Source organism: Isoptericola aurantiacus (assembly GCF_044769875.1).
In the GTDB taxonomy this organism is placed as follows: Bacteria; Actinomycetota; Actinomycetes; order Actinomycetales; family Cellulomonadaceae; genus Isoptericola; species Isoptericola aurantiacus.
This window is the reverse complement of the sequence record NZ_JBJBAE010000002.1, coordinates 587,007-609,548: the sequence shown is the minus strand read 5'-3', so window position 1 is coordinate 609,548 and position 22,542 is coordinate 587,007. Positions and strand designations below refer to the sequence as shown.

At 73.7% G+C, this 22,542-nt stretch carries 23 protein-coding genes; 16 read left to right on the top strand and 7 right to left on the bottom strand.

The window, feature by feature from the left end; all coding sequences use genetic code 11:
* Positions 1–68 precede the first annotated feature (68 nt).
* Positions 69–3,131, top strand: coding sequence for a hypothetical protein (locus ACIQLL_RS09825; protein WP_402466124.1), 3,063 nt, complete (start codon positions 69–71; stop codon positions 3,129–3,131).
* Positions 3,132–3,177: 46 nt separating this feature from the next.
* Positions 3,178–4,008, top strand: a complete 831-nt coding sequence (locus tag ACIQLL_RS09820) for a TrmH family RNA methyltransferase (protein WP_402466122.1) — start codon at positions 3,178–3,180, stop codon at positions 4,006–4,008.
* Here the strand turns inward: ACIQLL_RS09820 and ACIQLL_RS09815 are convergent.
* Complete coding sequence (locus ACIQLL_RS09815) at positions 3,959–4,465, bottom strand: DUF4188 domain-containing protein (protein ID WP_402466119.1); 507 nt, start codon at positions 4,463–4,465, stop codon at positions 3,959–3,961. The genes ACIQLL_RS09820 and ACIQLL_RS09815 overlap by 50 nt on opposite strands.
* A gap of 77 nt (positions 4,466–4,542) precedes the next feature.
* Here ACIQLL_RS09815 and ACIQLL_RS09810 point away from each other — a divergent pair, with 77 nt between their 5' ends.
* Both ACIQLL_RS09810 and ACIQLL_RS09805 read left to right on the top strand, forming a co-directional pair.
* On the top strand, positions 4,543–5,208 hold the full coding sequence (locus tag ACIQLL_RS09810) for a MerR family transcriptional regulator (protein WP_402466117.1): 666 nt from the start codon (positions 4,543–4,545) through the stop codon (positions 5,206–5,208).
* Between the two features lie 119 nt (positions 5,209–5,327).
* Entirely contained in the window at positions 5,328–6,278 is a 951-nt protein-coding gene (locus ACIQLL_RS09805; RefSeq protein WP_402466302.1) for a siderophore-interacting protein, read from the top strand.
* A gap of 24 nt (positions 6,279–6,302) precedes the next feature.
* Here ACIQLL_RS09805 and ACIQLL_RS09800 read toward each other — a convergent pair whose 3' ends face one another.
* Positions 6,303–6,884 (bottom strand): YbaK/EbsC family protein, encoded by a 582-nt coding sequence (locus ACIQLL_RS09800; RefSeq protein ID WP_402466114.1) that lies wholly within the window; start codon positions 6,882–6,884, stop codon positions 6,303–6,305.
* The gene (locus ACIQLL_RS09795; RefSeq protein ID WP_402466112.1) at positions 6,881–7,411 is read right to left on the bottom strand and encodes a YbhB/YbcL family Raf kinase inhibitor-like protein; all 531 of its coding nucleotides are present in this window, start codon (positions 7,409–7,411) and stop codon (positions 6,881–6,883) included. Before ACIQLL_RS09795 ends, ACIQLL_RS09800 begins: the two co-directional genes overlap by 4 nt.
* A gap of 183 nt (positions 7,412–7,594) precedes the next feature.
* Here ACIQLL_RS09795 and ACIQLL_RS09790 point away from each other — a divergent pair, with 183 nt between their 5' ends.
* The 9 genes from ACIQLL_RS09790 (at position 7,595) to ACIQLL_RS09750 (ending at position 15,497) form a co-directional block, all read left to right on the top strand.
* Positions 7,595–8,335, top strand: a complete 741-nt coding sequence (locus tag ACIQLL_RS09790; RefSeq protein WP_402466109.1) for an SDR family oxidoreductase — start codon at positions 7,595–7,597, stop codon at positions 8,333–8,335.
* A gap of 11 nt (positions 8,336–8,346) precedes the next feature.
* Entirely contained in the window at positions 8,347–8,931 is a 585-nt protein-coding gene (locus ACIQLL_RS09785) for a TetR/AcrR family transcriptional regulator (RefSeq protein WP_402466107.1), read from the top strand.
* Positions 8,928–9,917, top strand: coding sequence for an NADPH:quinone oxidoreductase family protein (locus tag ACIQLL_RS09780; protein ID WP_402466105.1), 990 nt, complete (start codon positions 8,928–8,930; stop codon positions 9,915–9,917). Before ACIQLL_RS09785 ends, ACIQLL_RS09780 begins: the two co-directional genes overlap by 4 nt.
* On the top strand, positions 9,914–10,657 hold the full coding sequence (locus ACIQLL_RS09775) for an SDR family NAD(P)-dependent oxidoreductase (RefSeq protein WP_402466102.1): 744 nt from the start codon (positions 9,914–9,916) through the stop codon (positions 10,655–10,657). The genes ACIQLL_RS09780 and ACIQLL_RS09775 overlap by 4 nt, the downstream gene beginning before the upstream one ends.
* A 131-nt stretch (positions 10,658–10,788) precedes the next feature.
* The gene (locus tag ACIQLL_RS09770) at positions 10,789–11,520 is read left to right on the top strand and encodes an ABC transporter ATP-binding protein (protein ID WP_402466100.1); all 732 of its coding nucleotides are present in this window, start codon (positions 10,789–10,791) and stop codon (positions 11,518–11,520) included.
* Positions 11,517–12,266, top strand: coding sequence for an ABC transporter ATP-binding protein (locus ACIQLL_RS09765; protein ID WP_402466097.1), 750 nt, complete (start codon positions 11,517–11,519; stop codon positions 12,264–12,266). The genes ACIQLL_RS09770 and ACIQLL_RS09765 overlap by 4 nt, the downstream gene beginning before the upstream one ends.
* Complete coding sequence (locus ACIQLL_RS09760; protein WP_402466094.1) at positions 12,266–13,144, top strand: branched-chain amino acid ABC transporter permease; 879 nt, start codon at positions 12,266–12,268, stop codon at positions 13,142–13,144. The genes ACIQLL_RS09765 and ACIQLL_RS09760 overlap by 1 nt, the downstream gene beginning before the upstream one ends.
* Positions 13,141–14,214 (top strand): branched-chain amino acid ABC transporter permease, encoded by a 1,074-nt coding sequence (locus tag ACIQLL_RS09755; protein ID WP_402466091.1) that lies wholly within the window; start codon positions 13,141–13,143, stop codon positions 14,212–14,214. Before ACIQLL_RS09760 ends, ACIQLL_RS09755 begins: the two co-directional genes overlap by 4 nt.
* 5 nt (positions 14,215–14,219) lie before the next feature.
* Complete coding sequence (locus ACIQLL_RS09750) at positions 14,220–15,497, top strand: ABC transporter substrate-binding protein (RefSeq protein ID WP_402466089.1); 1,278 nt, start codon at positions 14,220–14,222, stop codon at positions 15,495–15,497.
* A 226-nt stretch (positions 15,498–15,723) separates the two neighbouring features.
* Here the strand turns inward: ACIQLL_RS09750 and ACIQLL_RS09745 are convergent, their stop codons facing one another.
* Together ACIQLL_RS09745 and ACIQLL_RS09740 are read right to left on the bottom strand one after the other, a co-directional pair.
* On the bottom strand, positions 15,724–16,926 hold the full coding sequence (locus ACIQLL_RS09745; protein WP_402466087.1) for an acyl-CoA dehydrogenase family protein: 1,203 nt from the start codon (positions 16,924–16,926) through the stop codon (positions 15,724–15,726).
* A 1-nt stretch (position 16,927) separates the two neighbouring features.
* Entirely contained in the window at positions 16,928–17,989 is a 1,062-nt protein-coding gene (locus tag ACIQLL_RS09740; protein ID WP_402466085.1) for a phosphotransferase family protein, read from the bottom strand.
* A gap of 187 nt (positions 17,990–18,176) precedes the next feature.
* Here ACIQLL_RS09740 and ACIQLL_RS09735 point away from each other — a divergent pair, with 187 nt between their 5' ends.
* Both ACIQLL_RS09735 and ACIQLL_RS09730 read left to right on the top strand, forming a co-directional pair.
* A complete protein-coding gene (locus tag ACIQLL_RS09735) occupies positions 18,177–19,100 on the top strand; it encodes an alpha/beta fold hydrolase (protein ID WP_402466083.1) in 924 nt (307 codons plus the stop codon).
* Positions 19,097–20,068, top strand: coding sequence for a squalene cyclase (locus ACIQLL_RS09730; protein WP_402466081.1), 972 nt, complete (start codon positions 19,097–19,099; stop codon positions 20,066–20,068). The genes ACIQLL_RS09735 and ACIQLL_RS09730 overlap by 4 nt, the downstream gene beginning before the upstream one ends.
* A gap of 7 nt (positions 20,069–20,075) precedes the next feature.
* On the opposite strand, the gene ACIQLL_RS09725 is transcribed toward ACIQLL_RS09730, so the two are convergent.
* Both ACIQLL_RS09725 and ACIQLL_RS09720 read right to left on the bottom strand, forming a co-directional pair.
* Positions 20,076–20,489 carry an acyl-CoA thioesterase gene (locus ACIQLL_RS09725; protein ID WP_402466079.1) on the bottom strand — a complete coding sequence of 138 codons (414 nt, stop codon included), beginning with the start codon at positions 20,487–20,489 and terminating at the stop codon, positions 20,076–20,078.
* Positions 20,490–20,544: 55 nt separating this feature from the next.
* Positions 20,545–21,228 carry a QsdR family transcriptional regulator gene (locus ACIQLL_RS09720; RefSeq protein WP_402466076.1) on the bottom strand — a complete coding sequence of 228 codons (684 nt, stop codon included), beginning with the start codon at positions 21,226–21,228 and terminating at the stop codon, positions 20,545–20,547.
* Positions 21,229–21,322: 94 nt separating this feature from the next.
* Here ACIQLL_RS09720 and ACIQLL_RS09715 point away from each other — a divergent pair, with 94 nt between their 5' ends.
* Complete coding sequence (locus ACIQLL_RS09715) at positions 21,323–22,537, top strand: acyl-CoA dehydrogenase family protein (protein WP_402466073.1); 1,215 nt, start codon at positions 21,323–21,325, stop codon at positions 22,535–22,537.
* Positions 22,538–22,542: the final 5 nt, after the last annotated feature.

Here is a 22,542-nt window from a genome sequence, read left to right as displayed (position 1 = left end):
CGCGCTGTCCCGTCCGGCCGTCCGGTCGCTCCCTCCCTGTGGAGCCCTCCCAGGGATGGAGGCAGGCGATGAGCAGCCGACCGAAGGACTCGCGCCGCGACGGTGCGCCTGACCCGCCGCAGGCACCCGAGGTGCTGGAGCTGCGCGTCCACGGCGTCAGCAACACGCCGCCGGCCGAGTTCCTCGGCCTTGCCCCGGACGAGGTCGAGCCCGCGGAGATCGACGGGCGCGGCGTGCACGGCGACGACCTGGGCTCGTTCTGGCAGCCCTCGGCAGCGGCCCGTGAGCGCGACGCCGAGCCCGGCCGGCCGACGTCGAGGCCCCGGTCCGTGCCGCGGGACGGTACACACGACCCGCGTCGGATCCCGCCCGGGGTGCGACGTGAGGTGTACTCGTGGGGGACGATGGCGCGGATGTCGTGGTCGGTGCCGGGTGGCTGGTCCGCGGCCGCCGTCGTGTCGGGGGTGGTCCGCCTGGCCTGGGTGGCCCTCGTCCCGCTCGGCATGGTCAACGTCGCCTACTGGGCGCGCCGCATCCCCACGGGCCAGGCAGGGCACCACGGCGGGCCCGACGGCCGGCGTGCCCGTGCCTACGCGTGCGGCGGGGCGGCCGCGGTGCGCCTCGTGGGCCTCGTGCTCACCCTGCTGCTCACGGTGACGGCGTTGACGGTGACGCTGGACCTGGTCGGCACCCAGTGCATGCCCGACGCCGCGCCGGCGGACGGGGGCGACACCGTGCGCAACGTGTGCACCGCGCTGCCGGAGGTGGTGCAGGGCCTGGCCTTCGGTCCGACGGCGGTCCGCGTGGCCTGGTTGACGGCGGTCCCGGTCGCCGGCCTGGTGGGTCTGTGGGCGCTGGCCCGCCGGACGCGGGTCCACCACGAGGAACGGCTGTCAGCGCGCAAGGCGGGCGAGCCTCGGGGCGGTGCGGGCGAGCAGGGCGCCACCGGGGAGCAGTCGCGGCCGCGGTTCCCGTTGCTGAGCACGTCGGGGTTCTGGACGCACCGGATCCTGACGCGCACCGGAGAGCTCACCCACCTCGCGGCCGGGACCGCCCTGGTCGCCAGCGTCGTCGGGTGGTCGGGAGCGGTCTCGGCGTACGCCGGGCCCGACGTCGACACCTCCGGCTGCGTGCGGATGCGCGGCTTCGCCCACGGCAGCGGCTGCGACGTGGTGGCCGTGTGGTCCGCGGCCCCGGCGCTCGTGGTGATCGCTGCCGTCGCCGTCCTCGTCGGGCTCGCCGCGGCGTGGCGGACGGCGCGGGACTCCTTCACCAGCGCGGACGTGGCGGCGCCGCACGGCGTCGGGGCGCGGGTGGGACCGACGCGGTGGGCGCTCGGGCTGCTCGTGGCCGCGGTCGTGCTCTGGGCCGCCGGACTCGTCGCGCTGGCCGTCCACGAGGTCGAGCACTTCGCCGTGGCCGGCCTCGGTGCCGCCCCCACCGCGTTCGTCGCGGTGCTGCTCGGGTTGAGCCTGTGCGCGGTCGCCTGGCGGTCCGGACCGAGGAGCGGTTCCTGGTTCACCCGGCCGCTCGCGCACGTCGTCTACCTGGTGGTGGTCCTCGGGTGCGGTGCCTGGGCGATGCTGACCGGCAACCGTCCGTCGGCGGGCGCTGCCGCCACCGGTGCCGTGCTGCTGGCGGTCCTGCTGGTGCGGACGTGGTCGCGGGGTCGCTCCCACCACCGCGAGGAGGCCTGGTGGGGGACGGGCCCCGCGGTGTTCCTGCTGCTCGCCTCCGGCTTCGCGATCCTGCTCTCGGCGCTCGTCGTCGTCGGGGCGCACACGTACCTGCGGCGGCCCGACGGGACCGCCACCTTCGAGCTGCTGCGCGCGAACGGTGCGGAGCCGCCGGACGGGACGGCGCTCACCGTCGCGCTGACGGTGCCGCGCGTCTACGAGGCCTTCGGCGTCGCGACCGGGGTGGCCCTCGTCGTCGCGGTCCTGGCGGCGGCGGCCACGGTGGTCCGCCGCCTGCGGTGGATCGCCCGCGCCCCCGGGGCGTGGAGCGCGCTGGACCCGAACGACGTCGCCGACCGGCAGGAGGCCGACCGGGACTGGTACGGCCCTGCCGATCCGGGCGTCGCCGATACCCGTCGGCTCCCCCTGGGGGTCCTGCAGGTCCTGCGCATGCGGCAGCACGCCGCCGCCGGGCAGCGCGCGGAGATCGTCGTCGGGTGGCTGGCGATGACGTTCCTCGCCGCCCTGGCCCTGAGCCTGGCGACCGTCGTGGCCGGATGGCCCGAGCAGTGGGAGGCCTGGGAGGCGATCGTCCGGGTGGCGAACCCGGCGCTGGGTGCCGCGGCGCTGCTGCTGGCGTCCAGCGTGGTGGCGGCGGGGGCGGACGGGGCCGGCCGTCCCTGGGGCGTGCTGTGGGACCTCATGTGCTTCCTGCCCCGTGCCGCGCACCCGCTGGGGCCGCCGTGCTACGCCGAGCGCGTCGTGCCCGAGGTGCGGGGGCGGATCGACGCGTGGCTCGGGGCGCTCGACCTGCCCGAGGCCCGGCGCTCCGAGGTCGCGCCGCGCCGTCGTGTGGTGCTGGCCGGGCACAGCAACGGGGGGATGCTCGCGACGGCCGTGGTGCTCGCGCGCAGCGACGCCGACCAGGACCCGCAGGCCGGACTCGCCCTGCTGACGTTCGGGACGCAGCTGCGAGGCCTCTTCGGCAGGCTCTTCCCCGAGCTCTTCGGGCCGGCGGTGCTCGGCACGCCGCCCCTGCGGCGCCCGAGGTTCGGTGGTGGAGACCCGTGGCGCTCCGAGGTGCCCGACGGCCCGGCTCCGGACGCTCCGACCGCGCCCGACGCCGGGCCGTCCGGTCCGCGGCGCGGTTCGCTGCGCCAGCAGCTGACGGGTCCGTCAGGGACGGACGCGCGCTGGCGCAACCTGTGGCGCCGGACCGACTTCATCGGGTTCCCCGCGTGCTCGTACGCCCCGAACCCGATCGACCGCGGCGCCGAGGAGCTGGACCCGCGCGCGTACACCGTGCGGGTGTGGCACCACTCCGAGTACCCGGCGGCCCCGGCGTACCGCGAGGCGTTCGACGAGCTCGTGGCGGCGTTCCCGCCCGCCCCGGGACGCGGCACGGGAGCACAGCCCGTCACGACGACCGACGCGGAGCGCCTGGTGCCGTCGTGAGCGGAGTCGTTCCGGGGACGGACGCCGTGCCTGAGACAATCGGGCGGTGAGCCAGCCTGCCGTCGTCCGTGTCACCGATCCCGCCGATCCTCGCCTGCACGACTACACGGGACTGACGGACGTCAAGCTGCGCACCCGGCGCGAGCCCGCCGAGGGACTGTTCATGGCCGAGTCCTCCACCGTCATCCGGCGTGCTCTGCGCGCCGGGCACCGGCCCCGATCGTTCCTGATGGCCGACAAGTGGTTGGACTCGATGGCCGACGTCGTCGGCGAGCACCCGGACGTGCCCGTCTTCGTCGGCGACGAGGCGGTGCTGCGCGAGATCACCGGGTTCCACCTGCACCGCGGTGCGCTCGCAGCCATGCACCGGCCCGCCCTGGCCCCGGTCCACGAACTCCTCGCCGGTGCTCGCGGCGGATCCGGCGCGCGCCGCGTGGCGGTGCTGGAGGACGTCGTCGACCACACGAACGTCGGTGCGATCTTCCGGTCCGCGGCCGCGCTGGGCGTCGACGCGGTGCTGGTGTCGCCGCGGTGCGCCGACCCGCTCTACCGGCGCTCGGTACGCGTGTCGATGGGAACGGTGTTCCAGGTGCCGTGGACGCGTCTGGAGCCCTGGCCCGGCGGCCTCGACCTGCTGCGCGAGGACGGCTTCCACGTGGCGGCGCTGGCGCTGGCCGACGATGCGGTCTCCCTCGACGACCTCGTGGCCGAGCCCCCGGAACGGCTCGCCCTCGTGCTGGGTACCGAGGGTCACGGCCTGTCCCGGGGTGCCGTCGCCGGCGCCGACAGCGTCGTGTCCATCCCGATGGCGGGCGGGGTGGACTCGCTCAACGTGGCGGCGGCGTCGGCCGTGGCGTTCTGGGCGACGCGCTCCTGAGCCGCTCCCGGGCGGTCCGGCCGCGCCGGTGGGCCGGGACGACGCCGGTGGCGGCGGCGAGCCCGAGGGCGCCGGGGACGTCGACGTAGAGGCTCTCGTGGCCGCCGGCCGCGACACGGAAGGTCTCGTGCCAGACCCCGACCGCGCCCGGCACCCTCTTCGCACGCCGGTAGAAGTCGACCCAGGCGGGGCGGTGCCGTCGTGCGTCGTCCCCGGCGTAGGCGTAGATGTCCTCGACGCTGCGCCAGTACTGGACCACGGTCGGGCCGCGCAGCCCGAGCAGCGTCCGGGCACCGAGGAACCCCGAGTCGGGGTCGCGGTAGAGCTCGGCGAGCATCGGACCCATCGCTGCGAACGCGGGGCCCCAGGCGTCGGGACGCCAGAGCCTGTTGATCCGGGCGCCGATGAGGAAGACGGCGATCTCGCCGTCGTGGTCGTGCGTGGTCAGGGTGGCCATGACGTCTCCCGCTGGATAGTTGAACTATCCAATAATGGAGAGTGCTACTCTCCAATGTCAAGACCTCTGGAGGATCGATGCGCATCTCGGAGCTCTCGCGGACCACGGGAGTCCCCGTCGCGACGGTGAAGTACTACGTGCGTGAAGGGCTCGTGCCCCGCGGTGACGTCACGAGCCGCACGCAGGCGAGCTACGGCCCGCAGCACGCGGCCCGCGTCCGACTCGTGCGCGCCCTGTCCGAGTCGGCCGGCCTCAGCCTCGCCGCCGTGCGCGAGGTGCTCGCCGTGCTCGACGAACCGCGGTCGCGGCACGACCTGCTGGGCGCCGCCCAGCACGCGCTGCTGCTCGACGAGTCGGGTGCCGGAGCGCCGGACGCCGACGCCCAGGATCCCGCGAGCCCCGGCGTCGAGGACGAGGCGACCCGGCGGGCGCGCCGTCTTGCGGCGGACCGCGGCTGGTACGAGGACCCGTTGCTGGTGCACCGGCTGGCCGGGCAGCTGCGTGCGGCCGCTGCTGCGGACGTCCCCGTCGCCGACGAGCACCTCGCCGTGCTCGCGTCGGCCGCGGAGGAGGCCGCCGCCGGGGACGTCGCGTCGGTGCCGGGCGAACCGTCCGAGGCCCTGCGGCAGGTGGTCCTCGGCACGCTCCTGACGGATCCCGTCCTGCTCACGATGCGACGCTTCGCCCAGCAGCGCGCCAGCGCCGCCGGGGACGGAGCCGACGCCGCTCCGCGCGCCGTGTGACCCCGCTCACGGTGCTTGCCGAGGCCCCTGCGGGTGAGGTTAGGCTGTCCTGCGTGACACACCGCGCCACCGCCACCGCCCAGGCCGAGCCCACCGCCGTCGCACCGCAGCCGTGGCGCATGTTCGACGTCGAGGTCGCGCGGGTCACCCGCCTGTGCCCGTCCTTCGTGCGCATCACGTTCACCGGCGCCGACCTGGACGAGTTCGCCGACAACGGCGCGGACCAGCGCATCAAGCTCCTGCTCCCGGCCCCCTGCGGCGGCTGGGAGTACCTGGACCGTCAGAACCCGGACTGGTTCACCTCGTGGCGCGCCCTGCCCGAGGAGCGCCGCAACCCGCTGCGGACCTACACCGTCCGCGCGGTGCGGCCAGGCCGGCGCGAGGTCGACGTCGACATCGTGCTGCACGGGGACACCGGGCCCGCCTCGCGCTGGGCCAACGGTGCGCGGCCGGGGTCCCCCCTGGTGATCCTCGGACCCAACGCCGCCCACGACGGCCCGCACGGCGGCCTGGAGTTCGCCCCGCCGGCCACGAGCCACGCGCTGCTGCTCGCCGGAGACGAGACCGCCGTGCCCGCCATCGCCTCGATCTGCGAGTCCCTGCCGTCCGACGCCGTCGGCGAGGTGTTCCTCGAGGTCCCGCACCGCGAGGACCGGTGGACGCTGGCCGCCCCGGCCGGGGTGCGCATCCACTGGTTGGCCCGGGAGGACCACGCCCACGGTGACCTCCTGGTCCCGGCGGTCCAGGCGGCGGCCGACCGCATGCTGGCCCTCGGCGTCCGGGCCTCGGCCGTCGAGGCTCCGGCCGCGCGCGCGTCCGCCGTGACCGCCGCCGGGATCGACCTGGCGGGCGACCTGATCGACGTCGACGTCGACGCCGACATCCTGTGGGAGGTCCCCGTGGATGCCGCCGGGCGGCCGCTCGCGCAGGACACCGTGCTGTACGCGTGGTTGGCCGGGGAGGCGGGCGTCATCAAGACGCTGCGGCGCTACCTGGTCTCCACCCTGGGCGTGGACCGCACGTCGGTCGCCTTCATGGGGTACTGGCGTCGGGGCCGCGCCGAGGTCTGAGCCTCCACCGCGGCTCGGGGCTGCTCAGCCGCGCACGACGCCGAGCGCCTCGATGACCTCGACGCCCGGGAGCGCGCACAGCAGCGGCCCGGGCATCAGCAGCTTCGACCGGCGCAGGCCGGATCCCATCAGCGCGAGAGCGCCCGGCGCGGCGAACCGGTCGTCCACGAGCACCCGCCACGTGGTCGGCAGGCCGACGGGCGTGATGCCGCCGTAGGCCATCCCGGACTCGCTGGTCGCCCGATCCGTCGGCAGGAACGACGCCTTGCGGGCGTCGAGCAGCTTGCGCACCCGCGTGTTGACGTCGGCCGACGTCGTGGCGGGCACCACGCAGGCCGCGACCCGCTCGACGTCGCCGCGGCGCCCGGCCACCACCACGCAGTTCGCCGACGCCTCCGGCGGGAGGTCGTGCACGGCGTTGAGGGTCGCGGTGTCCGCGTGCTCGGGATCGATCTCGGCGACAGCCACCTGCGCTGCGACCCGGCCGTCGGTCGCCGCCCACGCGTGCAGGCTCGCCGCGACGGGGTCGGCGAGCAGGTCGGGCCGGTCCAGTGCCGGCACCCACTCGAGGTCCCCCAGCCGCGGGAGCGTCGTCGGGTCGCTCACCGGTGGTACGTCCCGGTGAGGGTGGCGCGGGCGACGGTGTGGAAGTAGACGTTGAACGCGGCGTGCACGTTGGTGTTCTCGGTGGTCAGGTCGAGCGTGGGCACGTCCAGGGCGTGCACGGCGAAGACGTACCGGTGGGCGTGGTCGCCCGGGGGCGGGCCGGCTCCCTCGAAGCCGACCCGGCCGCCGTCGGAGGTGAGCTGGAACGCGCCGTCGGGCAGCGCGGAGCCGTCCTCGGACCCGGCGCCCCGCGGCAGCGAGGTGACGGTGGCCGGCAGGTCGAGCACGTGCCAGTGCCAGTAGCCCGACGGTGTGGGGGCGTCCGGGTCGAAGCAGCTCACCACGAACGACCTCGTGTGCTCGGGGAACCCGCTCCACGCCAGCGCGGGGGAGGTGTTGCCGCCGTCGACGGCGTGGTCGGACGGCAGGGGGTCGCCCTCGGTGATGTCGGGGCTGGTCAGCGTGAACGTCGCGGGGACGGGCAGCAGCGAGTAGGGGTCCGGGGGCAGCGGCCGGGTGAAATCCATGCCTCCACTCTGTCTCTCGCGGCCGCGGGTGGCAACGGTGCGGCGTGTCGGCACCCGGGCACGGGTGAGACGACGTCGCCCGGCGGCAGGTGCCGCGACGCGCACGGGCGCGTGCTACCTTGCCGGTACAAACCGACCGGCCGGTACGGGTCGGGGGACGACGACGTTCGACGGGGTGAGGCAGTGCAGAGGTTCACGGACAAGGTCGCGATCATCACCGGCGCCAGCCGCGGGATCGGCCTGGCGACGGCCCACCGCATCGTGGCCGAGGGCGGCCGCGTCGTGCTGACGGGCCGCAAGCCCGAGACGCTCCAGGACGCCGTGGAGGCGCTGGGGGCGGACCGGGCGTCCGCGGTGGCCGGCAAGGTCGACGACCCGGCCCACCGGGAGGAGGTGTTTGCGCACGTGGCCGAGCGGTACGGCCGGCTGGACCACCTGGTGAACAACGCCGGCATCAACCCGGCCTGGGGTCCGGTGCTGGAGATCGAGCCGTCGGTGGTGCGCAAGATCCTCGACGTCAACGTCGTCGCCGCGCTCGAGTGGACGCGCGACGCCGTCGCCGCCGGTCTGAGCACCTCGATCGTCAACACCTCCTCCATCTCCGGGACGTCCACCAGCCCGAACATCGCCTTCTACGGCGTCTCCAAGGCTGCCCTGATCAACCTCACGGCCCAGCTCGCCCAGGAGCTGGCTCCCCGGCTGCGCGTCAACGCCGTCGCGCCGGCCGTGGTCAAGACCAAGCTCTCCCGCGCGCTCTACGAGTCGCGCGAGGAGGAGGTCGCGGCGGGCTACCCGCTCGGCCGGCTCGGCGTCCCGGACGACGTCGCCGGCCCCGTGGCCTTCCTGCTGTCGGACGACGCCGCGTGGATCACCGGCCAGACACTCCGGATCGACGGTGGCGCGTCCGTCGTGCCGGTCGGGTGAAGGATGGCCTCATGAAGAACACCAACGTCGCCGATGCCGTGCTCCAGGCCGCGCTCGACCTCTTCGCCACGCAGGGCTACGCCACCACGAGCGTCCAGCAGATCGTCGAGGCCGCGGGTGTCACCAAGGGCGCCATGTACCACTACTTCCAGTCGAAGGACGATCTGCTCTTCGCGATCTACGACCGGATGCTCACGCTGCAGAAGCGCCGGCTGGAGGAGATCACCTCGGCGGGCGGCGACACGATCGACGTGGTGCGCGCCGTGTGCGTCGACGTCGTCGAGTCGTCCATCGACCTGCTCCCCGAGGGCACCGTGTTCTTCCGCAGCATGCACATGCTCTCCGAGCCGCGCCGCAAGGAGGTGACGCGCCGCCGCCGGGAGTACCACGACGAGTTCGCGGCGCTCATCGCCCAGGGGCAGGCCGAGGGAACCGTCCGCACGGACGTCCCGCGCTCGGTGCTCATCGCCCACTTCTACTCCGACGTGCACTACCTGTCCTACTGGTACTCGCCGTCGGGCCCCGAGTCCAAGTCCGAGGTCGCGAACCAGCTCGCCGACCTCTTCCTGCGAAGCATCACCCTGGAGGACGGATGACCTCGACCATGACCGCCTGGCGCGTGCACCGGCACGGCGAGCCCACCGAGGTGATGAGCCTCGACGCCGTGGACCGGCCTGCGCCGGGACCCGGCGAGGCCCTGGTGCGGGTGCTCGCCGTCGCGGTGAACTTCCCTGACATCCTGCTGTCGCGCGGGCAGTACCAGGTGCGGCCGGACCTGCCGTTCGTCCCCGGGATCGAGCTGTGCGCCGAGGTCGTGGAGGTCGGCGACGGGGTCGAGCGCGTCGAGGTCGGAGACAGGGTGGTCGGGTCGCACATCGGTGTCCTGTCGCAGTACGCGACGCTGCCGGCCGCGCTGCTCCACCGCGCGCCGGCCTCCTTGGACGACGCGCAGGCCGCGACCCTGACGGTCGCCTACCAGACGGCCTGGTTCGGGCTGCACCGGCGTGCCGGGCTCGCGGGAGGGGACGCGCTGCTGGTGCACGCCGCCGCCGGGGGAGTCGGGACGGCCGCGTGCCAGCTCGGTGCCGCAGCGGGGGCGACGGTGATCGGCGTCGTGGGCAGCGAGGCCAAGGTGCCGGTCGCCCGGGCCGCGGGGGCCGAGCACGTCCTGCTGCGCTCCGACGACGTCGCGGCGCGGGTCAAGGAGATCACCGGCGGCGTCGGTGCGGACGTCGTCTTCGACCCGGTCGGAGGGGCGTCGTTCGAGGCGTCGACGAAGTGCGTGGCGTTCGAGGGCCGCATCGTGGTCGTCGGGTTCGCCAGCGGGGAGATCCCGCCCGTGCGTGCCAACCACGCGCTGGTGAAGAACTACAGCGTCGTCGGGCTCCACTGGGGGCTGTACGCGCAACGCGATCCCGGACTGGTGGACGCCGCGCACGCCGAGCTGGTCCGTTTCGCGGACGCCGGCGTCCTGCACCCGGTGGTCGCCGACGTCGTGCCCTTCGACAAGGCGCCCGAGGCGATCGAGCTCCTGGCCACCGGCTCCACCACGGGCCGACTCGTCGTGCGGGTCGGCTCATGAGCGCGCCGGACGACCTCACCGCCCGGGTCGCCGTGGTCACGGGAGGATCGCGCGGCATCGGCGCCGCGTACGTCCGTGCCCTGCACGACGCCGGAGCCCGCGTCGTCGTCGCCGACGTCCTGGAGGATGAGGGGGCCGCGCTGGCCGCCGACCTGGGGGACCGCGCCCGGTTCGCCGTCCTGGACGTCACCGACGAGGACGCGTGGACCGCGCTGGTGGACGACACCGTCGCCGCCTGGGGCGGCGTCGACGTGCTGGTGAACAACGCCGGGATCGCCAACGCCGGACCGATCGAGCACTACCCGCGGTCCAAGTGGGACGCCGTCATCGCGGTGAACCTGACCGGCGTCTACCTGGGCTGCCGCGCGGTGGTGCCGACCATGAAGGCCGCGGGCCGCGGCTCGATCGTGAACATCTCCTCGGTCGAGGGCATGCGGGGCAGCCGGGGCCTGCACGGCTACGTGGCCTCCAAGTTCGGTGTCCGGGGTCTGACCAAGTCGCTGGCCGTCGAGCTCGGCCCCCACGGCGTCCGGGTCAACTCCGTCCACCCGGGCTGGATCGACACCGACATGACCGCCAGGATCGACCCCACGGGCCTGCCCATCCCTCTCGGCAGGGGCGGCACCCCGCAGGACCTCACCGGCACGGTGCTCTACCTCGCCGGGGACGCCTCGGCCTACGTCACGGGGACCGAGATCGTCGTCGACGGCGGGATGATCAACAACACCGGTCACCTCTGACAATCCCCTGACCTGCACAGACGTTCCTGGTCACCCTCGCATGTCACAGCCGTGCAACATCTGCGGGAATGACATACCGGCCAGTCGGTTTATGCGCTAGGGTGTGATCCATCCGACACGAAGAGGTGCCGATGTCCAGCAACACACCACGACTCGAGGTGGACGGTCTGACCGTCACCTTCGGTGGCCTGACCGCTCTCGACGACGTCAGCTTCACCGTGGGCGACGCCGAGACGGTCGCCCTCATCGGCCCCAACGGGGCCGGCAAGACGACGGTGTTCAACGCCGTCTGCTCGCTCGTCCGGCCCCGGTCGGGCGCCATCCGCCTCGCCGGCCGGGCGGCGCCGTCGTCCCCGACCGGTCTGCTGGCGCGCGGGGTCTCCCGCACCCTGCAGGGCCTCGGGCTGTTCGCCGGCATGACCGTCCTGGAGAACGTCCTCGTCCCGCTCAGCAGCGCCGGCGGCTCGCAGGAGGAGCAGGTGGCGGCCGCCCGGGCAGTCCTCGACCGGCTGGACCTGTCGCGGCACGCGCGGACCCCGGTGGACAGCCTTCCGTACCCGGAGCGCAAGCGCGTCGCCCTGGCCCGCGCCCTGGTCGCCGAGCCCCGCCTGCTCCTGCTCGACGAGCCCGCCGGTGGACTCGGTACCGAGGACATCGCCGCTCTGGGCGACCAGATCCGCAGCCTGTCCGCGCAGGGGTGCTCGGTGCTGCTCGTGGAGCACCACGTCGACTTCGTCATGTCGGTGGCCGACCGGGTCGTCGTCCTGGACTTCGGACGGGTGGTCGCCTGCGGCACGCCCGACGAGGTCCGGTCCGACCCCGCCGTCGAGGCCGCCTACCTCGGGCTGGAGGCCGCGGCATGAGCGCGCCGACCGAGCCCGTGACCACCACCCGCACCCTGCTCGCCGTCGAGGGCCTGACCATCGGCTACTCGGGCGCACCCGTCATCGAGGACATGGACCTCACCATCCCCGGCGGCGCCGTCGTGGCGCTCCTGGGCGCCAACGGGGCCGGCAAGACCACGCTCCTGCGGACGGTCTCCGGCCTCGTCACGCCACGCGCCGGCCGGGTGGTCCTCGACGGCGTCGACCTCACCGCCCTGAGCGTCGAGGACCGTGTCCGCCGTGGCCTGGCCCAGGTCCCGGAAGGACGCAGCGTCGTGGCCGAGCTCAGCGTCGAGGAGAACCTGCACCTCGGTGCCCTCTGGAAGATCCCGGGGCGCAAGGAGCGGCGGGCCGCCGTGGCCGAGCTGTACGAGACCTTCGAGCCCCTGGCCCGCCGTCGACGCAGCCTGGGCCACCAGCTCTCCGGCGGGGAGCGCCAGATGCTGGCGCTGGCCCGCGCGCTGGTCGCCCGGCCGCGGGTGCTCCTCCTCGACGAGCCGTCGCTGGGGCTGGCCCCGCGCGTGGTCGCCCAGCTCATGGAGATCCTGCGCGAGACAGCGCAGCGCACCGGGCTGACGGTGCTGCTCGCCGAGCAGAACGTCACCAGTGCGCTCTCGATCGCCGACCGCGGCGTCGTCCTGGGACTCGGCGAGATCGTCGCCGACGCACCCGCCGCCGACATCGCCGCCGACCCTGCCCTCCGGCACGCCTACCTGGGGTTCTGATGGATCGTCTCGCCTTCCTCCTCGCCACCGGCCTCGCGCGCGGCCTCGTCATCGCGCTGTTCGCCCTGTCCCTCGTCATCATCTGGCGCGCCGCCCGCATCGTGAACTTCGCGCAGGCCGCCATGGCGATCGTCGCCGTCTACGTCGCCTTCGCCGTCACCGGCCTGACCGGGTCGTTCTGGCTCGGGCTCGTCACGGCGCTCGTCGTCGGCGCGGCCGTCGGGTTCGCCGTCGAACGCTGGCTGATCCGGCTGGTGCCCACCACGTCCCCCCTGCCCGGCATGATCGTCGCGATCGGGCTCGTGATGGTGCTGCAGTCCGCCATCGGCATCGCCTTCGGCCCGGAGCACCGGCCCATGGCCGCTCCCTTCAGCGAGCAACCCTTCGAGCTCGGCGGCGTCCCGGTGCTCTCGCCCTACGACCTGTTCGTCCTGCTGGTCGCCCTCGGCGTCGTCCTCGGCCTGGCGGTGCTCTTCAACGGCACCACGCTCGGCCTGCAGATGCGCGCCTCGGCCATGGCGCCCGAGGTCTCGCGGCTGCTGGGCGTCCGGGTGCCACGCATGGTGACGGCCGGCTGGATGCTGTCCTCGGCCGTCGCCGCACTGGCCGTCCTGCTGCTCGTCCCGACCGAGCTCGGGCTCAACGCCCACAGCGCGGACGTGCTGTTCGTGCACGCCTTCACCGTCGCGGTGCTGGGCGGGCTCGACTCGCCGGCCGGGGCTCTCGTCGGCGGCGGCGTCGTCGGCGTCCTCATCAGTCTCGTCACCGGTTTCCTGGGCGCCGGCCTGGCGCCCGTCGCAGTGCTGGTGCTGCTGACGCTCGTCCTGCTCGTGCGCCCGGGCGGCATCTTCGCGGTCAAGGAGGCCCGCTCGGCATGACCACCACGACTCACTCCCGCACCCGCGCCATCGTGCTGCGCGCCCTGGTGCTCACGGTGCTCGCCCTCGGCGCCACCTTCCTGCTCGACTCCTACACCAACTACCAGCTCGCCGTCGTCGCGGCGTACTTCTGCGCGACGGCGGGGCTCACCCTGCTCGTCGGGCTGACCGGACAGCTCTCGTTGGGGCACGGCGTGCTCATGGCGGCCGGCGCCTACGGCTATGCCCTCGCCGCAGGCCCTGCGGCCGATGCCGGACTCGGCGGTCCGCTCCGGTTCGGCCTCGGGATCCTCGGCGCCCTGGTCGTGTCCGGCGCCGTGGGGGCGCTCCTCGGTCTGGCCGGTGCGCGGCTGCGCGGTCCCTACCTCGCCGGTCTGACCCTGGCGCTGGTCGTGGCACTGCCCGCGCTCACCTCCGAGATCCCCGGCGTGGGAGGAGACCAGGGCCTCGGCGTGCCCTTCGAGGGCGTGCCCGACGCGCTGCGTGGGATCCTCGGCGTCGAGCAGTGGCACGCCTGGATCGCCGTGATCGTCACCGCCGTGGCCGTGACACCCCTCGCGGTGATGCGCTCCGGCCGGTCCGGGATGCGGATGCGCGCCGTGCACGGCGACGAGGTCGCCGCCAAGCTGGCCGGCGTCTCCCCGGCTCGGGTCAAGACCGGTGCCTTCGTCGCAGGGGCGCTCTCGGCCGGGCTGGGCGGGGCGGTCCTGGCGGTCGCCACCCAGAACGTCAGCCCCGGGGGCTACGACCTCGCCTTCTCGCTGCTCCTGCTCGTGGCCGTCGTCATCGGTGGCCTCGGCAGCATCGGCGGCGCAGCCGTCGGGGCGGCACTCGTCGTCCTGCTGCCCTGGGGCATCAACACCCTCACCGCTGCCGCCGGGCTCCCGGCGGACCTCGAGCAGCGCCTGTCGGGGAACCTCGCGGTCCTCGTCTTCGGCGGGCTGCTCATCCTCGTCACCGTCCTGTGGCCCGGCGGGCTCTCCCACGCCCTGGCCGGACCGACCCGGCGGTTGACGTCCCGATTCCGCACCACCGACCAACCCGTCCCGCAATCGCTCACAGAGAGGTGACTCCCATGCGGACCACTCCCACCCTGCGCCCTCGCGCTCGCTCGCTCGTCGCTGCCACCGGCGCCGTCGTCGTCGGGCTGACCCTGACCGCTTGCGGCGGCGCCGACGAGGCCGTCCCCGGCGTCTCCGAGGACTCCATCACGATCGGCACGCACCAGCCCCTGACCGGGCCCGCGGCCGCGGGCTACTCGTCGATCTCCGCAGCGACGAGCGCCTACTTCGACTACGTCAACGCCAACGGCGGCGTCAACGGACGGACGATCGACTACGTCGTCAAGGACGACGGGTACAACCCGGCCAACACCCAGACCGCGGTGCGCGAGCTGGTCCAGCAGGACGACGTCTTCGCGATCCTCAACGGGCTCGGCACCCCGACGCACTCCTCGGTGCTGGACTTCCTCAACCAGAACGAGGTGCCGGACCTGTTCGTGTCCTCCGGCTCGACGGCCTGGAACGACCCGGAGGAGTACCCCTACACCTTCGGGTACAACGCGGACTACCTGGTCGAGGGCTCGGCGCTCGGTCAGTACGCGGCCGACGAGCACCCGGGCAAGAAGGTGTGCGTGCTGGGGCAGGACGACGACTACGGCGAGACGCTCCTGGCGGGCGTCGAGATCGCGCTCGGCTCGGACGGCGTGGCCGCCTACGAGACCTACGAGACCTCGAACCAGGACGTCACCGCGCAGATCGGCGCACTCCAGGCCGCGGAGTGCGAGGTGGTCGTCCTGGGAACGGTCAACGGCTTCACCGCCCTGGCGATCGGTACCGCCGCCCAGATGGGGTTCATGCCGACCTGGATGGCCTCCTCCGCCGGCGGTGACTACCCGACCCTGGTGGGCTTCCTGGGGGAGGACGTGGCTCCCCAGCTCCTGCAGGGGTTCGTCTCGGTCAACTACCTGCCGTTCAGCCCGGACAGCGAGTGGGTCGAGCTCTTCACCGAGATCAACGACGAGTACAACTCCGGCGCGTCGTTCGACGGCAACACCGTGTTCGGCATGAGCGTGGGCTACGCGTTCGTCGAGGCGCTCACGAAGGCCGGCGAGGACCCCACCCGGGAGTCGCTGCTCGAGGTCCTCGAGTCCGGCGACCTCGTGGGCAACGGGATCGTGCCGCTGCAGTACTCGGCCGAGAACCACGCCGGCTACGACGCCGTGGGCATCACGACCGTGGACGGCGGTGTCCAGGACTTCGTCGGCAGCACCTACCAGCTCGACGGCGAGACGGTCGAGAAGCTGGAGCCCCAGCCGGTCTCGCTCGACGGGAACGGTATCCCGGCCCCGTGAGCTGACCCCAGGACCCGACGGGGCCCGGCACGCCCCCCGCGTGCCGGGCCCCGTCGTCGCGCCCGGGCCGCGCCGTCGCTCGGGGAGCCCTCGTCGGTACCGCCGCCGCGCCGAGGTCCGCGCGCGACCCGGTGCGGGCGCGGGCGGGAACCGGCGTCCGGGACGACAGCGGCCCGCCCCCGGTCGACGGGGACGGGCCGCTGCTCCGCGTGCTTGCGGCGGGTGCTCAGCCGCGCAGCTGCGCGCGTCCGAGGGAGGCGAGGTGGACCTCGTCCGGGCCGTCCGCGATCCGCAGCGCCCGGGCGCCGGCGAACATCTCCGCCAGCGGCTGGTCGTCGGACAGGCCGGCGGCACCGAAGAGCTGCATCACGCGGTCCACGATCTTCTGGACGGCGCGCGGGACGGCGATCTTGATCGACTGGATCTCGGTCATCGCCTGCCGGTTGCCGACGGTGTCCATCAGCCAGGCCGTCTTGAGCACGAGCAGGCGCAGCGCCTCGATCTCGACGCGGGCCTCGGCGACCCACTCGCGGACCACTCCCTGCTGGGAGAGCGGCACCCCGAACGTGGACCGCGCGCGGGCCCGCTCGGTGGCCAGCGACAACGCCCGCTCCGCGGTGCCGAGCGCGCGCATGCAGTGATGGATGCGTCCGGGACCGAGCCGCGCCTGCGCCATGGCGAACCCGCCACCCTCGGCGCCGAGCAGGTTCTCGACGGGGACGCGGACGTCGTCGAACTCGATCTCGGCGTGGCCGCCGTGGTCGCGGTCGTCGTACCCGAACACGGTCAGCGGGCGCACGACCGTCACGCCGGGCGTGTCACGGGGGACGAGGACCATCGACTGCTGGCGGTGCCGGTCGGCGTCGGGGTCCGTCTTGCCCATGACGATGAGCAGCCGGCAGTCGGGGCTCATCGCGCCCGTCGACCACCACTTGCGCCCGGTGACGACGTACTCGTCGCCGTCACGCCGGATGCGGGTGCCGATCTGGGAGGCGTCGGACGAGGCGACGTCGGGCTCGGTCATGGAGAACGCCGACCGGATGCGCGCGTCCAGCAGCGGATCGAGCCAACGTTCCTGTTGCGCGGCCGTGCCGAACTCGGCCAGGAGCTCCATGTTCCCGGTGTCGGGTGCGGCGCAGTTGAGGGCCACCGGGGCGAGCCGCTGGCTCCACCCCGTCAGCTCGGCCAGCGGCGCGTACTGCAGGTTCGTGAGCCCGGCGCCGCGCTCGGAGGGCAGGAACAGGTTCCACAACCCCGCCGCGCGGGCCTTCTCGCGCAGCTCGTCCACCACCGGACGGAACGTCCAGACGTCGGGCGTCGCGGCGAGCTGGGCGTCGAGCTCCGGCTCGGCGGGCAGCACGTGGTCGTGCAGGAACCCGCGGACCTGCTCGGTGAGCTCGCGGGTGCGGTCGTCGGGGGAGAAGTCCATCTCAGCTGCTCCTGGGTCGGGCGGCCGCCCGGGCGAGGCCGTCGGCCGCGAGCGGGGCGACGAGGTCGCCGATGGTGTCGAACCCCTCGCCGACGGTCTCGCCGGCGCGGTAGCGGTAGTGGATCCCCTCGAGGATCACGGCGAGCTTGTAGGCGGCGAACGCCCGGTACCACCACAGATCCGGTGGGGTCGTGCCGGTCCGGGACGCGTAGGCGTCCACGAGCTCGTCGAAGGTGGGGTAGCCGACGTCCGGGACGACGGCGCTCGCGGCGACCTCACCGGCGGTGAGCGAGCGGATGTCCCAGTACAGGCCGAGCAGTCCGAGATCGACCAGCGGGTCGCCGAGCGTGGCCATCTCCCAGTCCAGGACCGCCGCGATGGTGGGGTGCTCGGCGGTTCCGCCGACGATGGCGTTGTCGAGGCGGTAGTCCCCGTGCACGATGCCGGTGCGGCCGGAGTCGGGTACGTGGGCGCCGAGCCGGTCCTGCAGCTCGTCGAGCGCGGGCACCTCGCGCGACCTCGACGCGTCGTACTGGCGCCGCCAGGTGGCCAGCTGGCGTCCGAGGTAGCCGTCGGGGCGTCCGAAGTCGGCGAGCCCGACGGCGGCGGGGTCCACCAGGTGCAGGTCGGCGAGCGTGCGGGCGAGCGTGATGCCGAGCCGGTGCAGGCCCGCGGCGGTGAACCGATCGTTCTGCTCGGGCCGGGAGAGCACCGTGCCCTCGACGCGTTCCATGACGAAGAACGTCGTGCCCGTCACCTCGGCGGCCTCGGTGTCGTCGACGACGTCCACCGTCGCCGGGACCGGGACGTCGCTCGCCCCGAGGGCGGAGATCACGCGGTGCTCGCGGCGCATGTCGTGGGCGCTGGACAGCACGTGCCCCAGCGGCGGACGGCGCAGGACGAGCGGCAGGGCGGCGCCGTCGACGCGGTAGGTCAGGTTGCTTCGGCCCCCGGCGATGACCTCGGCGGTCAGCCGGGTGTCCGGGTGGGGGGCCAGCTCCGGGTGCTCGCGTGTCAACCAGGCTGACAGGCCCGCTCGGTCCAGGCCGGGCACGTCGGTCATCGATGACCTCTTCCTTCGCTCGGACCCGGCCTCGGCGCCGGGGCTCCCGGCAGCATACCGCGCGGTCGGTATGTGGGCGAACCCGTCCGGGCGGGACACCGTGTCGGCCGGGGCGGGACGGTCCGATGAGTCCGGCCGGCCGGGGCGGTCGGTACCAGGGACCGGGAATCTCGAGGAGGGACGGCGCATGACGTCCGACGGTGACGACGCGGGGCCCGGAGTCGGTGCGGCCGACGGCGAGGCCCTCGGGCCGGAGCAGTACGTGGAGCAGGACGGCGTGCGGCTGTGCTTCCAGGCCGTCGGCGCTCCGGAGCGTGAGACCGTGCTGCTGATCGGAGGGCTGGGCGCGGCGATGGACTGGTGTCCGGCGGACTTCTGCGTCGCGCTGGCCGACGGCGGGCGGCGCGTGGTGCGCTACGACCACCGCGACACCGGGCGCTCCTCGACGGGCTCGGTCGGCGAGCCCGCCTACACCGCCCGGGATCTCGTCGAGGACCCGGTGCGGATCCTGGACGCCCTGGAGGTCGAGCAGGCCCATCTGGTCGGGTTCTCGATGGGCGGTGGCATCGCCCAGGAGCTGGCGGTGGAGCGCCGCGACCGTGTCGCGTCGGTGACGCTGGTGTCCACCTCGCCGGCGCTCGACCGGGCCGACCCCGCGCCGCTGCAGGGGCCGGCGCCCGAGCTGGCAGGCCTGTGGGAAGGACCCGCTCCCGGTCCAGGAGAGGACGCGGCGGTCGAGGCCTCGGTCCGCGAGGACCGCCTGCTCACGGCGGGCGGCCGGTTCGACGAGGCCCGGACGCGGGCGATCGCACGTCGCGCCGTGCGCCGGAGCATCGACCCGGCAGCGTCCGTGAACCATGCGGATCTGGCGGCGGAGACCCCGGTCCGGGGCGCGCTGCGCGACCTCCGGGTCCCGGCGCTCGTCGTGCACGGGGACCGGGACCCGCTCTTCCCGGGGCACGGAGAACGGCTCGCCGCGGAGATCCCCGGCGCCGAGCTCCTCGAGCTGGACCGGACCGGCCACCAGTTCCCGCCACCGCAGACGTGGGAGCGTCTGCTTCCCGTGCTCCTGGAGCACACGGCACGACGCCGCCGTACGCTCGGCGCATGAGCGCGCCGCCCACGCCGTGGCTGCTGGACTCTGACCCGGCGCTGCGCTGGCAGGTCGAGCGCGACCTGCTCGGCCGGCCCGACGCCGTCTGGCGTGCCACGAGGGACCGGGTGGCGACCGAGGGGTTCGGCGCCCGGTTGCTCGCGCTCCAGGACGACGACGGGCGGTGGGGGTCCGGCGCGTTCTTCCCCGGCGGGACGGACTGGTTCGAGGTCCAGCGGGAGGGTGGGACCCCCCAGCCGTGGACGGCCACCACCTGGTCGCTCAACGCGCTGCGGGAGTGGGGCCTGGACGCCGCGGTGCTCCGGTCCGCCGACCTGCCGGAGCGGCTGGCGCGCAGCTGCCGGTGGGAGTACGACGACCTGCCCTACTGGGGCGGCGAGGTGGACTGCTGCATCAACGCCTTCACGCTGGCGAACGGGACGTGGCTCGGGGTCGACGTCGGCGCGATCCGGGACCGGCTGGTCGACGGGCGGATGCCCGACGGCGGATGGAACTGCGAGTGGGTCGAGGGCGCCACGGTCTCCTCGTTCACCTCCACGCTCAACGTGCTCGACGGTCTGCTGGACCACGAGCAGCGCGTCGGCGGTGACGCCCGGGTCCGCGAGGCCCGGCGGACCGGGCAGGAGTACCTGCTCGCGCGACGGCTCACGCGGCGGCTGTCCACGGGAGAGCTCGTCGCGCCCTGGATGCTCCGGTTCGAGTACCCGTATCGCGGGCACTACACCGTCCTGCGCGCGGCCGACTACTTCCGCCGCGCGGCGACCTACGACGGCGAGGCGCCGGACGAGCGACTGTCCGAGGCGGTCGAGCTGATCCGTGCGGCTCGGCGTGCCGACGGCACCTGGGTCCGGGACCACCGCGACCCCGGCCAGGTCTGGTTCGAGGTCGACGTGCCGGTGGCCGAGCCCTCGCCGTGGCTCACCCTGGCGGGATCCCTCCTGCTGCGGTGGTGGGACGCCCGGTGAGCGGGCGTCAGCCCACGCCCTGGAGCAGGTGCTGCTCGACGGCGGCACGGATCGTGGCCGGCACGGGGACGGGGCGCTGGGTGGTCGCGTCGACGAACACGTGCGTGAAGCGGCCCTCGGCGACCGGCTCGTCGGAGCCGGTGCGCAGGATGTGCAGGTCCCAGGTCACGCTGGTCGTGCCGAGCCGCCCGACGCCGATCGCCACCTCGAGGTCGTCGGGGTAGGCGACGGGGGAGCGGAAGTCGCAGGAGGAGGACACGCAGTACCCGCGCACGGGGCCCGCGGGGTCGAGCCCGGCCTCGCGGATCATCCAGGTGTTCACGGCGGTGTCCATGGCCTGGTAGTACACCGTGTTGTTCACGTGGCCGTACTGGTCGTTGTCGTTCCAGCGCAGGGGGAACGGGTGACGGACGCGGGGCATGGGCTCCTCCTCGGGGAGTGGGGGGACGTGTCGGGGGCGGACCGGTGCCGCGGTCTCACACGCGCAGCAGGTGGCGGAACGCCGCCCCGGCGGCCTGCGGGCTGGGCGGCTCCCCGGCGATGAGGTCGGCGTAGGTGAACGACTCCGAGACGCGGACCAGCAGGTAGGCCAGCGCGTGCGCCTCGATGGCGCCGTCGAACGGTGCAGGGCCGAGGTGCCGGCGGACCAGGTGCTCGACGGTGGCGACGTACCGGCGCTGGATCGGCGCTGCCGTGGTGGTCATCAGCCGCAGCGCCCGGGTGGGCTCCCGGTCCAGGAACGTGCGGAAGTAGTCCGCCTGGATGAGGTCCGTGGCGAACTGGGTGAGCAGGACGGCGACGTAGGTGGCGCCGCCTGCGGGAGCTGCGGCGTCATCGTGCGCCGTGCCCGCGGCGTCGGTGATGACGCTGTCGGCGGCCGCGTGCTCGGCCAGCACGAGCGTCGGGACGGCGAGGGACCAGAGCACCTCGCACAGCAGGGCGTCACGGTTGCCGACCCACCGGAACACGGAGGTGCGGTCCACGCCGAGCTCGGCCGCCAGGCCGCCCATGTCGATGCGTCGACCTGAGACGAAGGTCTCTCGTGCCTGCTCGAAGGCGCGCAGGGCGTCGGGGTGGACACCCGGGGCGAGCCGCGCGGAGAGCCGGGTCGGCGCCGCGCGCAGGCCCACGGTGGCGATGTCGCTCGACGGGGAGAGCATGTCCAGCAGCCTATCCGGACCTGGGCGGGTGTGTGCAACATCTTGGAGAATGATGCACACTGGCCTCACGGGATCGACGACGATCGGAGCGAACATGACTCTCACCACCCCGGCGGAACCCGCCGCCCCCGCGGTACCCGAGCAGCTGGACGCCGACTTCTACGGCTTCCAGAACCTGCTGACCCCTGTCGAGCAGGAGGCCGTGGGACGCGTCCGGGACTTCATGGAGCGTGAGGTGCGCCCCATCGCCGACGACTACTGGGACCGCGCCGAGTGCCCGGTCCACCTGTTCCAGCCCTTCGCTCAGCTCGGCTCGGTCGGCGCCGCGTGGTCCGAGACCGCGCAGTTCGAGAACTCCGCGGTGTTCCGCGGGTGGGTCGGCATGGAGCTGGCCCGGGTGGACTCGTCGTTCTGCACGTTCATCGGCGTCTCCAGCGGGCTGGCGATGAGCTCGATCGGACTCGGTGGCTCGGCGGAGCAGCGGGCGTTGTGGCTGCCCCCGATGGCCCGCGGCGACCTCATCGGCGCGTTCGGTCTGACCGAGCCGCTCTCCGGCTCGGACACGGCCCGGGGGCTGCGCACCACCGCGACCCGGCACGGCGACACCTGGGTCCTCAACGGCGCCAAGCGCTGGATCGGCAACGCCACGTTCGCCGACGTCGTCGTCATCTGGGCGAGGGACACCGCCGACGACCAGGTCAAGGGCTTCCTGGTCCGCAAGGGGACGCCGGGCTTCACGGCCACGAAGATCGAGCGCAAGCAGTCCCTGCGGATCGTGCAGAACGCCGACATCACCCTGGAGAACGTCGAGATCGCCGAGGCGGACCGTCTGCAGGGCATCGACAGCTTCAAGGACCTGGCCAACGTGCTGCGGGTCACCCGCGACGGGGTCTCGTGGCAGGCGCTGGGCACCATGATCGGCGCCTACGAGGCCGCGGTGCGGTACACCAAGGAGCGCGAGCAGTTCGGTAACCCGATCGCCTCCTACCAGCTGGTCCAGGACAAGCTCGCCACCGCCCTGGGCAACATCACCGCGAGCATCGGCATGTGCGTCCGCGTCGCCCAGATGCAGGACGAGGGCACCCAGCGCGACCAGCACGCCGCGCTGGCCAAGGCGTTCGTCACGACCCGGATGCGCGAGACCGTCGCGCTGTCGCGGGAGGTCTGCGGCGGCAACGGCATCACGCTCGACACCGGCGTGGCGCGCTACTTCGCCGACGCCGAGGCCGTCTACACCTTCGAGGGCACGCGCGACATGAACCACCTCATCGTCGGCCGCTCGATCACCGGCCACGCGGCCTTCGTCTAGATCCC

Excerpts from the sequence above, each read along its gene's own strand:
- ACIQLL_RS09785 (WP_402466107.1), top strand. The coding sequence starts at position 8,347 with ATGAAGAACACCAACGTCGCCGATGCCGTGCTCCAGGCCGCGCTCGAC.
- ACIQLL_RS09810 (WP_402466117.1), top strand. The coding sequence starts at position 4,543 with ATGCGCATCTCGGAGCTCTCGCGGACCACGGGAGTCCCCGTCGCGACG.
- ACIQLL_RS09755 (WP_402466091.1), top strand. The coding sequence starts at position 13,141 with ATGACCACCACGACTCACTCCCGCACCCGCGCCATCGTGCTGCGCGCC.
- ACIQLL_RS09760 (WP_402466094.1), top strand. The coding sequence starts at position 12,266 with ATGGATCGTCTCGCCTTCCTCCTCGCCACCGGCCTCGCGCGCGGCCTC.
- ACIQLL_RS09730 (WP_402466081.1), top strand. The coding sequence starts at position 19,097 with ATGAGCGCGCCGCCCACGCCGTGGCTGCTGGACTCTGACCCGGCGCTG.
- ACIQLL_RS09735 (WP_402466083.1), top strand. The coding sequence starts at position 18,177 with ATGACGTCCGACGGTGACGACGCGGGGCCCGGAGTCGGTGCGGCCGAC.
- ACIQLL_RS09825 (WP_402466124.1), top strand. The coding sequence starts at position 69 with ATGAGCAGCCGACCGAAGGACTCGCGCCGCGACGGTGCGCCTGACCCG.
- ACIQLL_RS09725 (WP_402466079.1), bottom strand. The coding sequence starts at position 20,489 with ATGCCCCGCGTCCGTCACCCGTTCCCCCTGCGCTGGAACGACAACGAC.
- ACIQLL_RS09715 (WP_402466073.1), top strand. The coding sequence starts at position 21,323 with ATGACTCTCACCACCCCGGCGGAACCCGCCGCCCCCGCGGTACCCGAG.
- ACIQLL_RS09795 (WP_402466112.1), bottom strand. The coding sequence starts at position 7,411 with ATGGATTTCACCCGGCCGCTGCCCCCGGACCCCTACTCGCTGCTGCCC.
- ACIQLL_RS09745 (WP_402466087.1), bottom strand. The coding sequence starts at position 16,926 with ATGGACTTCTCCCCCGACGACCGCACCCGCGAGCTCACCGAGCAGGTC.
- ACIQLL_RS09720 (WP_402466076.1), bottom strand. The coding sequence starts at position 21,228 with ATGCTCTCCCCGTCGAGCGACATCGCCACCGTGGGCCTGCGCGCGGCG.
- ACIQLL_RS09765 (WP_402466097.1), top strand. The coding sequence starts at position 11,517 with ATGAGCGCGCCGACCGAGCCCGTGACCACCACCCGCACCCTGCTCGCC.
- ACIQLL_RS09780 (WP_402466105.1), top strand. The coding sequence starts at position 8,928 with ATGACCTCGACCATGACCGCCTGGCGCGTGCACCGGCACGGCGAGCCC.
- ACIQLL_RS09775 (WP_402466102.1), top strand. The coding sequence starts at position 9,914 with ATGAGCGCGCCGGACGACCTCACCGCCCGGGTCGCCGTGGTCACGGGA.
- ACIQLL_RS09815 (WP_402466119.1), bottom strand. The coding sequence starts at position 4,465 with ATGGCCACCCTGACCACGCACGACCACGACGGCGAGATCGCCGTCTTC.
- ACIQLL_RS09740 (WP_402466085.1), bottom strand. The coding sequence starts at position 17,989 with ATGACCGACGTGCCCGGCCTGGACCGAGCGGGCCTGTCAGCCTGGTTG.
- ACIQLL_RS09750 (WP_402466089.1), top strand. The coding sequence starts at position 14,220 with ATGCGGACCACTCCCACCCTGCGCCCTCGCGCTCGCTCGCTCGTCGCT.
- ACIQLL_RS09805 (WP_402466302.1), top strand. The coding sequence starts at position 5,328 with ATGTTCGACGTCGAGGTCGCGCGGGTCACCCGCCTGTGCCCGTCCTTC.
- ACIQLL_RS09770 (WP_402466100.1), top strand. The coding sequence starts at position 10,789 with ATGTCCAGCAACACACCACGACTCGAGGTGGACGGTCTGACCGTCACC.